Consider the following 13,674-nt stretch of genomic DNA (forward strand, 5'->3'; position numbering starts at 1 on the left):
CGGAGAATCCACAGATCTGCCCGGAAATCCCCAGCCTGTGGATAACTTCCCTGGATTACTTTCGTCCGGGAAGGGGTAGAGATAGTCACCCCACCCAGGCGCTGTTCGTGAAGGCCACGATGTTGAGCGCCATCAGCGGGCCCATGACGAACGCGTAGACGGCGATGAGCCCCGTTCTCCAGCGTGCTCCGGTACCGATCCGGGCGACGAGCAGGAAGAGCGGCCACCACAGCAGCGCCGAGCGCGGGATCGACAAGTAGTACGCCGAGCAGATCAGCGCCCCCACCTGGAGCCCCACGTAGACGAGCTCGCTCCACCGCCGCAGGTAGAGCAGGACCAGCACGAGCGTCACTCCGACGACCGCCCCGGCGATCTCCATCCGGAACGCCCAGGCGAACTGCCCCTCCCCCATGGCCGACTCCCACGTCTGCAGGAACGACTCCCAGGGCCAGACCATCGTCCGGCCCCACCCGGCCTCCTGCGCGTGCTTCCACGCCAGCCAGTCGCCCGTCCTGCCGTACTGGTAGGCGGAGTAGGCCAGCAGCGGCAGGAACGGCACCAGCAGCCAGGGCGCCCGCCGCACCGGACGGCGCTGGACGGCGAACTCCACGATCAGGGCGAGCGCCAGGAACAGTCCGGTGATCCGCACGCAGGACGCCCCGGCCGCCAGGGCCGCGGCCGCAGGCCAGTTCCCCCTGCGGGCCGCCAGCCAGGCCGGGATGGCGAAGGCCAGGAAGAGGGACTCGCTGTACCCCGCGAACAGGAAGACCGACGTCGGCCAGAGCAGCAGCGCCAGCACCGCCCGCCGGCCGGTCCCGGCCGGGCCCTCGAACTCGGCCAGCCGGGCCAGCGCGACCACCGCGACCGCGCCCGCGACGAGGGAGATGAGCAGCCCGGCGAGCGTCCAGTCGCCCGTGATCAGGTTCACCGCGCGCAGCGCCAGCGGCATGCCCGGGAAGAAGGCGGGCAGTCCGGGGTCCGGGTCGCCCGCCGGGTCGCCGCCGTAGCCGTGTTCGGCGATGGTGACGAGCAGCCCGGCGTCCCAGCGCTTCCAGCGCTCCAGAAACGGCGCAACGGTCTCTCCTAGTGCCGTGGACCTGACCCCCACCACCACGGCGACGACGACGATCCCCAGCCGGGAGGCGAACCAGAGCAGCAGCGCCTCCGCGTCGGTGGCGCGCGAGGGCTCGGGATCAGGCACGGGCCCGGACCCGGGCGGGGACCCGGCGGCGCGCGAGGGCTCGGTGGAGGCGGTCATACGGTGTGCTCGCGCGATCAGGTGAGCGCGATCCGGAACCGGTCGGGAGCGTCGTCGAAGACGCCCCCCGCCTGGTCATCGGTCCCGTCCTGCCGGATCACGTCCTTGTCGGGCCGGAGGATGTCCCGCACCACGAAGGCCATCATGATCAGGATGGTGATCACCCGGCCCCACACCGCGGTGAAGTAGGTGTCGCCGGAGATGCCCAGGTGCGCGTTGCCCTCCTGGAGCCCGACCAGATAGAGCCAGATCGCGAAGAAGTACCAGCACTCGGCGACCATCCACAGGGCGATCGGCTTCCAGTTGGGCCGGGCCAGCACCGCGAAGGGGATCAGCCACAGGACGTACTGCGGCGACCAGACCTTGTTGGTCAGCATGAAGGCGGCCAGCGTGAGGAAGCAGAGCTGCGCCAGCCGGGGGCGGTTCCGCGCGGTCAGGGTCAGCACGGCGATGCCCACGCAGAACGCGCCGAGCGAGAGCACGCCCAGGGTGTCGAGGCGTTCGGCGTCCCCGAGGATCGGCCAGCCCTTCTGGTTGAAGAAGTACCAGATCGAGCCCCAGTCGGCCGGGCGCTCCTGGCTGAAGACGTAGAACCGCTTCCAGCCGTCGAAGGCGAAGTACATGATCGGGACGTTGACGGCGAGCCAGGCGCCCACCGCGCCGCCGACCGTCTGCAGGAACGGCTTCCACCTGCCCGTCCGCCACGCCAGCAGGAACAGCGGGCCGAGGAACATCAGCGGGTAGAACTTGGTGGCGATCGCCAGGCCCAGCAGGATGCCCGCGAGCCACTGCCTCCGCTTCGACCAGGCGAGCAGCGCGCCCAGCGCGAGGGCGTTGGCGGCCAGGTCCCAGTTGATGTAGGCGGTGAGGATCAGCGCGGGCGCCAGCGCGTACCAGAGCGCGTCCCAGCGGCGGGCCGGGCCCGCCAGCGCGGCCATCATCAGCACGCCGAGGACCAGGCAGACCGCCATGAGGATCACGGTCAGGTCGTAGAAGGCCGTCCCGGCCTCAAGGCTGCCCGGGTCGCCGGGGATGATCCGGCGGAAGAACTCCATGATCCCGCCGATGCCGACGGGGTACTCGACCGGGTAGTCGACGTAGGGGACCTTGCCCTCGCTGAGCTTCTCGTTCCACCACAGCGGGTAGATGTCGGTGTAGCAGAAGTTCGTGAACTGCAGCGTGCCGTCGTTCCAGGCCGCGTTGAAGCGGCACGGCCACTTCCACAGGTAGGCCAGGACCGCCCCCAGCCCCGCGAACAGGGCCAGGGGCAGGTACGGCACCGCCCGCGCTCCGAGGCCGGGCAGCGGGTCCCGGACCGACTCGATGCTCTTCATCGGTTCCGGCTGCCGCTCGGCGACGGGCTCGGCATGACGGCCGCCCCGGGAGAGGTGCCGAAGCCGCCGTTGTCCCCCTGCTCGTTGCCGTTGCCGTTGCCGTTGCCGGGCCCCTGCGCGTCACACGACCCGTCCCAGGGCAGGCACTCGCGCCCCTCCGGCCGGTCCGTGTCGCCGCCGTCGCCGCCGTCGTCCGGCCAGTCGAAGCCGTCGGGGTTGTCGATCTCGAACGGGTTGTCGGGGGTCGGGCTCGGCGTCGGCTTGGGCGTGGCCAGGTTCTTCGGCAGGCCGACCCCGGCCTTCGGCGGGAACTGCTCGATCTTGTCGTCGGCGGTCACCTTGGCCATGTAGTCGTGCCAGATCTGGGTGGGAGTGCCGCCTCCGCCGATGAACGGGGGCATCTCCTCCTCCTTCCAGAGGACCTGCTTGATGTCCCGGTCCGGCAGGCCGTACTTGTCCACCTTGAGTTTGCGCTTGCCGTCCATGGTGTACGGCACGTCCTTGGACATGCCGACCGCGGTGACGAGCTGGGGGGTGAAGCCGACGAACCAGGCGTCCTTGTAGCCGTTGTTGGTGCCGGTCTTGCCGGCCACCGGGCGCGAGCCGAGGTTCGCGGCGCCGCCGGTGCCGCTCTTGACCACGGCCTGCATGGCGTAGGTCGCGTCGGCTGCCGAGTCGGGGCTGATGACCTCCTTCTCGACGCGGGGCTCCTTGACGATGACGCCCCCGCCGACCTTCTTGACCTCCTTGATGGTGTGCCAGTCGACGTGCTTGCCCGCGTTGGCGAAGATCGAGTAACCGGCGGCCTGCTCGACCGCGGTGACCGAGGCGCTGCCGATGGTGACCTGGAACTTCTGCTCTTCGACGGCGTAGTCGACGCCGTTCTTCCCGCGGTAGCTGGGGTTGGTCTTGGCCCGCTCGCCGACCCCGGCCTCCTTGGCGATCCTGGCCACCTCCTCGAGGCCGACGACGTCGCCCATCTGCACGAAGACCGTGTTCACCGAGCTGGCCATGGCCTTGACCATGTTGATCGGGCCGAAGCTCTGGTTGCCCGAGTTCTTGATCGGCGTGGTCCCCGGCATCTCGATCGGGCTCTTGCCGTCGACGTAGCTGTCCAGGGAGTGGCCGGCCTCCAGCCAGGCGGCCAGCACGTACGGCTTGAACGCCGAGGCGGCCTGCTTGGTGGCGTCGAAGGCGCGGTTGTTGAAGTCCTTGATGAAGTCGTCGCCGCTGTAGAAGGCGACCACCCGCCCGTTGCGGGGGTCCACCGAGGCCACCGTGGCGTGGATGGTCGAGTCCAGGCCCTTGGTCCGGGCGTTCACCACCGCCTTGGCGTCGAGCATCATCTGCCGGTCGAAGGTCGTGACGACCCGCAGCCCCTCGGTCTTCAGCATCTCCTCGGTGATGCCGTACGTCTTGAGCTCCCGGAGCACGATGTTGAGCATGTAGCCCCGAAGGCCGCGGTTGATCTCCTTGACCTCGACCTTCTCGAACTTCAGGTCCTCGAACGGGGTGCCCACGTACTTGCCGTAGGCCTCCGGGTTCATCTTCGCCATGCCGTCGAGCACGTAGTTGTAGCGCTCCTTGGTGGCGGCGAACTTCTTGTTCTGCTCGAGGGTGTCGAAGTTGCTGGGGTTCTGGATGCGTCCGGCGAGGTAGGCGGCCTCGGGCGGGGTCAGCTTCCCGACGTCCTTGCCGAAGAAGGTCTTGGCGGCGGCCTGGATGCCGTTGGCCCCGCCGCCGAAGTAGATGGTGTTGAGGTAGCGGGTCAGGATCTCGTTCTTGTCCAGTTCCTGGCTGACCTTGACCGCGACGAAGATCTCCTTGATCTTCCGCTGGATCGAGACCTCCTTGGTGATGCCCTCGTAGTAGTTGCGGACGTACTGCTGGGTGATCGTCGAGGCGCCCTGCACCTGGGCGCCGCTGACGGTGCTCCAGACCGAGCGCACCATGCCGCCGAAGTCGATGCCGCTGTCGTCGCGGAAGCTGCGGTTCTCCGCGGCGATCACGGCGTCCTGGACGTGCTTGGGGATCTTGTCGATGGTCACCGGGGTGCGCTTGACGCCGAGCCGGGCGATCGGGGTCTTGCCGTCGGCGTAGTAGATGACGCTTCCCCGGTCGTCGGCGTCGTCCTGCACCCGATCGGGGACGGGCGTGTTGGCGTAGGCCACGGCGATCATGCCGAAGACGCCCGCGGTGAGGACCGCGAAGCTGGCCATGACGACCTTCCAACTGGGCAGGAAGCGCTTCCAGCCCTTGCCGCCCTCCGGCTTGCCGCCGGGCCCCTCGGGACCGCCACCGCCGCCGCCGCCGCGTCCGCCGCGACCACGCCCGCCCCGGCCTCCGGCGTCACCTGCGCCGGAGCCCGGCGGGCGGCCGCCTCCCGCCTGCGCGGCGAGCATGGCCTGGGTGTCCTCGAAGGCGGCCTCGGCGCGGCGGCCCTTCGGGTCGGTGTCCCGCTGGCGCATCCCGCCCGCGCCCTGGCGGGGCCCGGGCGCGGCACCCGGCCCGGGGCCGGGAGTCGCGCCCTGCCGGGGCACCGGCACCTGACCCGGGCGAGGACCCGGACCGTCCGGACCGCCGCCCGGATGCTGCGAGGGGACGGGAGCGCCGTACCGGGGGTCGGGTCCCGGCCCTCCCGGTGACCGCCCCGGCGCCTGCGCTCCCGGCACCTGCCTGCCCGGCTGCTGCGGCACGCCCCGGCTCATCTCTCCGGTTTGGGCCGGCTGGAGCGGGGGGACGGTACGGGGAGCGGCTCCTGGGTTCGAGCGACGGCGCCGCCCCTGGCGAGCCGATCCGTCCGGGTGCTGTCCGCGCCCGCTCGGCTCCGGGTCATAGCTGTTGCTGTAACTCACGCGTCCTCGTTCGGTCATCGGGTCTACAACGGCGTGCAGGCGGGTGAGACTACCTTTCGACCCCGGCAGTTCTCAGCACCTTGGCTCACTGGTGGCTGACCTCTTCGGGGGGATCTCCGTTCCCGAGGACGAGCGAGACCGTCAGATGGCCCCGAACGCCACCATGACAGACCTCTCCCGCATAGACATGGAATTCCCCGTATTTGTCATGGGTCCTGAGCGCACGGGAACCAGAGCTCACCGCCGCTCCTTGTGACCACATAAGCGCCAGACTACGGCTTTTTGACGTTTGCTCCCAACCCCTTGGGAAAGTCGCCGATTGCAGGGATATGTTGAGCCGACGTATCCTGCAGATGTATCGGCTCGATACATCGACGCGAGAGGTGGTGGTTTCCGGTGGCCGGTGGACGCGGCGGCGTGCTGGAACTCGCCGTGCTCGGGTCGCTGCACGAGACCCCGCTACACGGCTATGAGCTGCGCAAACGCCTCAACGCCCTGCTCGGCATGTTCCGCGCCTTCTCCTACGGTTCGCTCTACCCCTGCCTTCGCCAGCTGCTGAACGACGGGCTCATCGCCGAGGAGGAACCCGCGCCCGAGAGCGCGGTCCCCCTCACCGGTCGCCGGTCGAAGATCGTCTACAGGCTGACCGCCGAGGGCAAGGAGCGGCTCCAGGAGCTCCTCACCCAGGCCGGTCCGTCCGCCTGGGAGGACGAGAGCTTCGGCATCCACTTCGCCTTCTTCCGGCACACCGAGGCCGAGGTGCGTCTGCGCATCCTCGAAGGGCGCCGCAGCCGGCTGGAAGAGCGCCTGGACGGCGTCCGTACGGCTCTCGCCCGCACCCGGGAGCGCCTGGACAGCTACACGCTCGAGCTCCAGCGCCACGGCCTGGAGTCGGTCGAGCGGGAGGTCCGCTGGCTCAACGAGCTGATCGCGACGGAGCGGCGAGGGTCCGGCGACGAGGCACGAGTCGCCCGCGAGCCCGGTGAGGGCCCGGGCGTGACCGGCGGGCGGCAGCAGGCCGCACAAGAAGGAACTTCCCGGACACCCGCGTCCGGAGACGACACACCGGAGCGGCCCACCGCCCCGGAAGACAACTGATGAGAAAAAGGGGAGCGAGTGCCATGGGTTCGGTGCGCGTAGCCATTGTCGGTGTAGGCAACTGTGCCACGTCGCTCGTGCAGGGCGTGCACTACTACAGGGACGCCGACCCGGGCACCCGGGTTCCGGGCCTGATGCACGTCAAGTTCGGCGACTACCACGTCGGTGACGTCGAGTTCGTCGCCGCGTTCGACGTCGACGCCAAGAAGGTCGGCCGCGACCTCTCCGAGGCGATCGTGGCCTCGGAGAACAACACGATCAAGATCTGTGACGTGCCGCCGCTGGGCGTCACCGTGCAGCGTGGCCACACCTTCGACGGCTTGGGCGAGTTCTACCGCGAGATGATCGAGGAGTCCGACGAGGCCCCGGTCGACGTGGTCCAGGTGCTCAAGGACAACAAGGTCGACGTGCTGGTGTCCTACCTGCCGGTGGGCTCGGAGGAGGCCGACCGCTTCTACGCCCAGTGCGCCATCGACGCCAAGGTCGCCTTCGTCAACGCCCTGCCGGTGTTCATCGCCTCCGACCCGGTCTGGGCGGAGAAGTTCACCGAGGCCGGCGTGCCGATCGTCGGCGACGACATCAAGTCCCAGGTCGGCGCGACCATCACGCACCGGGTGATGGCCAAGCTGTTCGAGGACCGCGGGGTGGAGCTGCTGCGCACCTACCAGCTCAATTTCGGCGGCAACATGGACTTCATGAACATGCTGGAGCGCAAGCGCCTGCAGTCCAAGAAGATCTCCAAGACCCAGTCGGTCACCTCGCAGATCCCGCACGAGATGGGCAAGGCCGACGTGCACATCGGCCCGTCGGACCACGTGCCGTGGCTGGACGACCGCAAGTGGGCCTATGTCCGCCTGGAGGGCAGGAGCTTCGGCGACACCCCGCTGAACCTGGAGTACAAGCTGGAGGTGTGGGACTCCCCCAACTCCGCCGGCATCATCATCGACGCGGTCCGCGCCGCCAAGATCGCCCTCGACCGGGGCATCGCCGGCCCGATTCTCTCGGCCTCCTCCTACTTCATGAAGTCCCCGCCGGAGCAGTACTCCGACGACGAGGCCCGTGAGTACGTCGAGAAGTTCATCCGCGGCGAGGTCGAGCGCTAGCCTCCCGCCGCACGGCAGAGCCCTCCGCCTCCGGGTGGAGGGCTTTCCCATGGAGCCGATCTTCCTGGTTCGCGCCCGGCAGGGCCCTGGCCCGGCGGGGTGCGGCGCGGGGCCGCCCGGGAGGGGTGGGGCGGCAGGCCGTTCGCGGGGTCAGGCGGTGGGGAAGGGGCCGGTGTACTCGGTGTAGTCGGAGACGCCGTCGCCGTTGAGGTCGACGCGGACCTCGTCGGCGTAGCCGTCGCCGTCGTGGTCGAGGTAGACCACGTCGGTGACGCCGTCGCCGTCGGTGTCGTAGCGCTCCTCGTCGGCCACGTTGTCGCCGTCGGTGTCGATGAGCTGGGCGTCGGTGCCGCCGTCGCCGTCGGTGTCGTAGTAGTCGGTGGCGGTGACGTCGAAGTCGCTCATCTGCTTTTCCATTCTGTTCGGTGGGTTCGTCAGATAAGAGGGGCAATCCCGGGGGTTTGTTACAGCGACTTCCAAGATTTTCCCCGCGGTCTTCCCAGGACCGGATCACACCCCGTGCCGTGCGCCTGTGGAGCCGGGCCCGGCGGCCCCGCGGTACGGCTCAGGCGCACGGGCGGAGCACCGGTCAGCGGGCGGCCGGGGGGAGGTCGGCGGGGTCGGCGACCGGCCAGGACAGCGGGTCGGGGCCGAGGCCGTCGAGGTGGGAGAGCTGCTCACGGCACCAGGGGGAGATGTCCATCCCGCCGGAGAGCACGTCGTGGGCGAACTCCTTCCACGGCACCCAGCGCACCTGCCCGACCTCGTCGGGGTTGGGCACGGCCTCGGCCGAGACGACGGCCCGGTAGACCGGGCAGAGCTCCCGCTCGACGATGCCGTTGTCCATGACCGCCCGGTATGAGAAGCGGGGCAGCAGCAGGTCCACCCGGTCGACCTGGAGGCCCAGCTCGTAGGAGAGGCGGCGGACCACCGCGTCGGGGATCGGCTCGCCGGGCAGGGGATGGCCGCAGCAGCTGTTGGTCCACACGTCCGGCCAGGTGAGCTTGTGCGACGCCCGCCGGGTGAGGAGCACCCTGCCCTGCCTGTCGAAGACGTAGCTGGAGAATGCGAGGTGCAGGGGGGTGTCCGGGCCGTGCACCGCCGTCTTGGGCGCCGTGCCGATGGCGTTCCCGTCGGTGTCGAGGAGCACCACGTGTTCGTCAGGTGTCACGCCATGAGAGTACGTGATCATGATGGGTCATCACGCCTGATCAGCAATAGATGATGAAAGATCCAGATATGTCACCTGGATCTCAGGGTTCTTCCCGATGCCCCGCCGGAGGGGCCCACGTAGGCTGATCGGGTGTCATTCGTATCCGATCTGCGCGTGGTCCTGCGGGGCCGGGACTTCAGGCGACTGTACGGCACCCGCCTGGTCTCCCAGTTCTCCGACGGGATCTTCCAGTTCGCGGTGGGCGGATTCGCGTTCTTCAGCCCGGAGAAGAGCACCAGCGCCGTCCAGATCGCCGCAGGCCTGGCCGTGCTGCTGCTGCCGTACTCCATCCTCGGACCGTTCGCGGGTGTGTTCATCGACCGCTGGTCCCGGCGGCAGATCCTGGTCGTCGCACCGCTGATCCGGGGCACGCTGCTGCTGGCCACCGGGGCCCTACTCATCGCCGGCGTCCCCGACTGGATCTTCTACGCCGCCGCGCTCTGCGTGCTGGGCGTGAACCGGTTCTTCCTCGCCGCGCTCGGAGCCTCGCTCCCGCACGTCGTGCCGGCCGATCGGCTGATGATGGCCAACGCGGTCACCCCCACCTCGGGCACCGTGCTGACCGTCGTCGGCCTGGGCGCCGGCTGGCTGCTGCGGAAGCTCTTCGGGGCCGACGCCCAGGGCATCGCCGTGCTCATGGTCGTCTCCGGTCTCATCTTCGGGCTCAGCGCGCTGATCGCGGGGACGATGCGCCGCGAGCTGCTCGGCCCTGCCTACGACCCGGACCGGCCGCAGGCCCGCGAGGCCGTACGCCACGTCGTACGAGGTCTCGCCGAGGGCGCGCGGCACATCGTCCACCACCGGACGGCCGCCGCCGCGATGGGCGCGATGGCCACCCACAGGTTCATGTACGGCATGTGCACGGCGATGCTGGTGATGCTCTCGCGCTACTACTTCGCCGAGAGCGCCGAGGACGCGCTGGACGCGGTGAGCGTGGTGGTCGCCACGTCGGGGGCGGGTTTCGTCGTGGCCGTGGTGGTCACGCCGTGGGCCACCGAGCGCTTCGGCGTCGAGCGGTGGATCCCGGCCATGCTGGTCACCGCGGGACTCCTGACGTTCGCGCTGGGCGCGCCGTTCCAGCAGTGGGGCTTCGCGACCGCCGGCTTCGTGCTCGGCGTGACCGGGCAGAGCGTCAAGATCTGCGCGGACACGATGGTCCAGCGGGACGTCGAGGACGCCTACCTCGGGCGCGCTTTCTCGATCTACGACATGCTCTTCAACGGCAGCTACGTGCTGGCCGCGGCCCTGGCGGCGCTGCTGCTCCCGCCGGACGGCAAGTCGCTGCTCGTGCTCGGGCTCATCACCGCCGGATACATCGGCGGGGCGGTGGTCTACCGGATCGTCACGCCGCGCCGAGCGCCCGTGCCGCAGCCGTCATCGCTGTCGTGACCCGCTCCAGGTCGTCGCCTATCGAGTATGGCGGCATGGTGTAGATCAGGTGGCCGAAGGGCCGGAGCCAGACGCCGTGCCGCATCACGATGTCCTGAATTTTCGCCACATCGACAGGTGCTGCGGTCTCGACCACCCCGATCGCGCCCAGCACGCGCACGTCCTTCACCCCCGGCAACCCCGCCACCCCGGCCAGACCCGCCCGGAGCCCCGCCTCGATCCGGGCCACCTCCTCCCGCCAGGGACGCTCGGCCAGCAGGTCGAGCGAGGCCCCCGCGACGGCGGCGGCCAGCGGGTTGCCCATGAACGTGGGCCCGTGCATCAGCGTCCCGATGCCCGCCGCCACCCGCTCGGTGCACAGCGTCGCGGCCAGCGACAGGTAGCCGCCGGTCAACGCCTTGCCCAGGCACATGATGTCGGGCCTGATCCCGGCGTGGTCGCAGCCGAACAGCTCCCCGGTCCGGCCGAAGCCGGTGGCGATCTCGTCGGCGATCAGCAGGATGCCGTGCTCGTCGGCCAGCTCGCGCAGCCGGCGCAGGTAGACCGGGTGGTAGAAGTGCATGCCGCCCGCGCCCTGGACGACCGGCTCCACGATGATCGCGGCCAGCTCCCCCGCGTGCCGGGCGACCGTCTCCTCCAGCTCGGCGAGATAGGACTCCTCGCGGCCCGCGGGGGGCCGGGAGGCGAAGACGTGCTGCGGCAGCGCGCCGGAGAACAGGTGGTGCATGCCGTTGACCGGGTCGCAGACGGCCATCGCCCCGAAGGTGTCACCGTGGTAGCCGCCCCGGACCGTCAGCAGGCGATGCCTCCCGGTGAACTGCAACGCCATCTTGATCGCGACCTCGACGGCCACCGACCCGGAGTCGGCCAGGAACACCTTCGGCAGCCCGGTCATCTCCGCCAGCGTGCGCGCCAGCCGTACGGCGGGCTCGTGGGTGAGACCGCCGAACATGACGTGCGCCATGTCGCCGAGCTGGTCCCTGAGCGCCTGGTTGAGGCGCGGGTGGTTGTAGCCGTGGATCGCCGCCCACCACGAGGACATGCCGTCGACCAGCTCCCGGCCGTCGGCGAGCGTCAGCCGTACCCCGTCGGCCCGCACCACCTGGTGCACGGGGACTGCGGGCGGCACCGCGGCGTAGGGATGCCACACATGGTCTCGGTCGAGGCTCAGCACGTCCACGCCGCCACCCTACGGCCGGCCGGCCCCCCCGGGCCGCGCCGCCGGGCTCCGGCCGGCTCCGGCGGGTCAGGGCCGCCGAGGGCTCAGGACAGCAGGCCGTTCTCGGCCGCCCAGCCGCGCAGGGCCTCGGTGGCGGCCTCCTTGCCGATGATCCCCTGGTCCATGCGCAGGTCGAGGAGGAACTTGTAGGCGCGGCCGACGGCCGGACCCGGCGGGACGCCGAGGACCTCCTGGATCTCGTTGCCGTCCAGCTCCGGGCGGATCTTGCTCAGCTCCTCCTCCTCGGCCAGCCGGGCGATGCGCTCCTCGAGCTGGTCGTAGGTCCGGGACAGGAGCTGGGCCTTGCGCCGGTTACGGGTGGTGCAGTCGGCGCGGGTCAGCTTGTGCAGGCGCTCCAGCAGGTGCCCGGCGTCCCTGACGTAGCGGCGCACCGCCGAGTCGGTCCACTCGCCGCTGCCGTAGCCGTGGAAGCGCAGGTGCAGCTCGACCAGGCGGGAGACGTCGGCCACCACGTCCTTGGGGAAACGCAGCTCCGTCAGGCGCTTCTTGGTGAGCTGGGCGCCGACCACCTCGTGGTGGTGGAAGGAGACCCGGCCCCCCGCCTCGTGCCGGCGGGTCTTGGGCTTGCCCACGTCGTGCAGGAGCGCGGCCCAGCGCAGCACCCGGTCGGGACCGCTCTCCTCCAGGCCGACGGCCTGCTCCAGCACGATCAGGGTGTGCTCGTAGACGTCCTTGTGCCGATGGTGCTCGTCGATCTCCAGCCGGAGCTTGGGCAGCTCGGGCAGGACGTACGCGGCGAGCCCCGACTCGACCAGGATCCTGAGCCCGTCACGGGGGTGGTCGCCGCAGATCAGCTTGTCCAGCTCGTCGCGGATGCGCTCCGCGGAGACGATCTCGATCCGCCCCGACATCTCGGTCATCGCGGCGAAGGCGGCCCGGTCCACGGTGAAGCCGAGCTGGCTGGCGAACCTGGCGGCGCGCAGCATCCGCAGCGGGTCGTCGTCGAAGGACCGCTCCGGCGGGCCCGGAGTGCGCAGCGCCTTGGCGTGCAGGTCGTCCAGGCCGCCGTGCGGGTCCACGAACTCCCGGCCGGGCAGCCGCAGCGCCATCGCGTTGATCGCGAAGTCGCGGCGGGCCAGGTCGCCTTCGAGGGTGTCGCCGTAGACCACCTCGGGCTTGCGTGACTTGGGGTCGTAGGACTCGCTGCGGTAGGTGGTGATCTCCAGCAGCCAGTTGCCCTTGCGTGCGCCGACCGTGCCGAAGTCGATGCCGATCGTCCAGATGGAGTCGGCCCAGTCGCGGATGAGCTCCAGGACCGTCTCGGGACGCGCGTCCGTGGTCAGGTCGAGGTCGTTGCCGATCCTGCCGAGGAAGACGTCGCGGACGGAACCGCCCACGAGGGCGATCTCGTATCCCCTCGCGGCGAAGAGCTCGCCGAGCTCGTCGACCACCGGGGCGATCTTCCGGAACAGCTCGCTCATGCCGTGCCGCTGGCTCTCAGTCAGATTTGAAAGGGACAAACCGGGTAGGTCCTTCGGTTAGGGATACGTTCCCCGCTGGGGATACGCCGTGCAGCGATCACCAGGCTACGGTCGGTCAAGGGCCCGGCGAACTCGCGCGACGAGGCAAGGAGGACATTCATGAAGGACGCCCTCGCGATCCACCGCTGGCTCCTCGCGCACCAGATCCACCATGAGATCGTACGCCTTCCGCGCGCCTTGACGTGTGTCGACGATCTGCCGGAGGTGCTGTCGGTGGACCCCGCGACCTGCGTGGGCGTCACGGTGTTCGAGGTCACCACGCGGGTCGGCCGCGAGCCCGTGGCGATCGTCGCCCCGGTCGGCACCCCGCCCCGGCCCGGGGTGGTCGGCGCGGCCCTGGGTGCCCGCCGGGTCCGTCCCGCCTCCGCCTTCACCGTGAATTCCGCCACCGACTACGCCGCCGGCCTGGTCTGCCCGCTGCTTCTTCCGGAGAACCTGACGGTGCTGGTGGACGATCGCCTCACCAGGGCGTCCGGGCCCGTCCACACCCCCACCGGCGAGCGCCACACGGCACTCCTGATCCGCGCCGACGACCTGCTCGAACTCGTCTCCGGCAAGACCGCCGACCTCTCCGCGCCCCGGCACAGGAACGAACCGGTGACAGTCCCGCTCGCCGGGTAAGCAGACGGCCGACGACGGGCGGTACCGGCCGGACACCCCTTAGCATTACGGGCGTGCGCCGTTTCCTGCCCCTGGCCGGCCT

General features: G+C 69.9%; 11 protein-coding genes. 4 read left to right on the plus strand and 7 right to left on the minus strand.

Annotated features, from left to right (window positions below):
- Positions 1-85: 85 nt before the first annotated feature.
- The 3 genes from HS041_RS04080 to HS041_RS04090 all read right to left on the minus strand — a co-directional run bounded on the left by HS041_RS04080 (position 86) and on the right by HS041_RS04090 (position 5,060).
- Complete coding sequence (locus HS041_RS04080; RefSeq protein ID WP_196439169.1) at positions 86-1,201, minus strand: mannosyltransferase family protein; 1,116 nt, start codon at positions 1,199-1,201, stop codon at positions 86-88.
- 74 nt (positions 1,202-1,275) lie between these two features.
- Complete coding sequence (locus HS041_RS04085) at positions 1,276-2,592, minus strand: glycosyltransferase family 87 protein (protein WP_196439170.1); 1,317 nt, start codon at positions 2,590-2,592, stop codon at positions 1,276-1,278.
- Entirely contained in the window at positions 2,589-5,060 is a 2,472-nt protein-coding gene (locus HS041_RS04090) for a transglycosylase domain-containing protein (RefSeq protein WP_196439171.1), read from the minus strand. The genes HS041_RS04085 and HS041_RS04090 overlap by 4 nt, the downstream gene beginning before the upstream one ends.
- A 783-nt stretch (positions 5,061-5,843) precedes the next feature.
- Here HS041_RS04090 and HS041_RS04095 point away from each other — a divergent pair.
- Positions 5,844-6,545: a PadR family transcriptional regulator gene (locus HS041_RS04095; RefSeq protein WP_196439172.1), complete on the plus strand. Its 702-nt coding sequence runs from the start codon at positions 5,844-5,846 to the stop codon at positions 6,543-6,545.
- Between the two features lie 23 nt (positions 6,546-6,568).
- Complete coding sequence (locus HS041_RS04100) at positions 6,569-7,648, plus strand: inositol-3-phosphate synthase (RefSeq protein ID WP_196439173.1); 1,080 nt, start codon at positions 6,569-6,571, stop codon at positions 7,646-7,648.
- A gap of 150 nt (positions 7,649-7,798) precedes the next feature.
- Here HS041_RS04100 and HS041_RS04105 read toward each other — a convergent pair whose 3' ends face one another.
- The gene (locus HS041_RS04105) at positions 7,799-8,053 is read right to left on the minus strand and encodes a hypothetical protein (RefSeq protein WP_196439174.1); all 255 of its coding nucleotides are present in this window, start codon (positions 8,051-8,053) and stop codon (positions 7,799-7,801) included.
- 184 nt (positions 8,054-8,237) lie between these two features.
- Complete coding sequence (gene idi / locus HS041_RS04110) at positions 8,238-8,819, minus strand: isopentenyl-diphosphate Delta-isomerase (protein WP_374058821.1); 582 nt, start codon at positions 8,817-8,819, stop codon at positions 8,238-8,240.
- A 132-nt stretch (positions 8,820-8,951) separates the two neighbouring features.
- On the opposite strand from idi, the gene HS041_RS04115 reads away from it, so the two are divergent.
- Entirely contained in the window at positions 8,952-10,250 is a 1,299-nt protein-coding gene (locus HS041_RS04115; protein WP_196439176.1) for an MFS transporter, read from the plus strand.
- Here HS041_RS04115 and HS041_RS04120 read toward each other — a convergent pair.
- Positions 10,204-11,424 (minus strand): adenosylmethionine--8-amino-7-oxononanoate transaminase, encoded by a 1,221-nt coding sequence (locus HS041_RS04120; protein ID WP_196440758.1) that lies wholly within the window; start codon positions 11,422-11,424, stop codon positions 10,204-10,206. The genes HS041_RS04115 and HS041_RS04120 overlap by 47 nt on opposite strands.
- Before the next feature lie 89 nt (positions 11,425-11,513).
- The gene (locus tag HS041_RS04125; RefSeq protein ID WP_196439177.1) at positions 11,514-12,911 is read right to left on the minus strand and encodes a CCA tRNA nucleotidyltransferase; all 1,398 of its coding nucleotides are present in this window, start codon (positions 12,909-12,911) and stop codon (positions 11,514-11,516) included.
- A gap of 159 nt (positions 12,912-13,070) precedes the next feature.
- Here HS041_RS04125 and HS041_RS04130 point away from each other — a divergent pair, with 159 nt between their 5' ends.
- Positions 13,071-13,592, plus strand: coding sequence for an aminoacyl-tRNA deacylase (locus HS041_RS04130; protein WP_196439178.1), 522 nt, complete (start codon positions 13,071-13,073; stop codon positions 13,590-13,592).
- The last annotated feature ends 82 nt before the right edge of the window (positions 13,593-13,674 follow it).

Origin of the sequence: Planomonospora sp. ID67723 (assembly GCF_015711605.1) — a bacterium.
Taxonomy (GTDB): domain Bacteria; phylum Actinomycetota; class Actinomycetes; order Streptosporangiales; family Streptosporangiaceae; genus Planomonospora_A.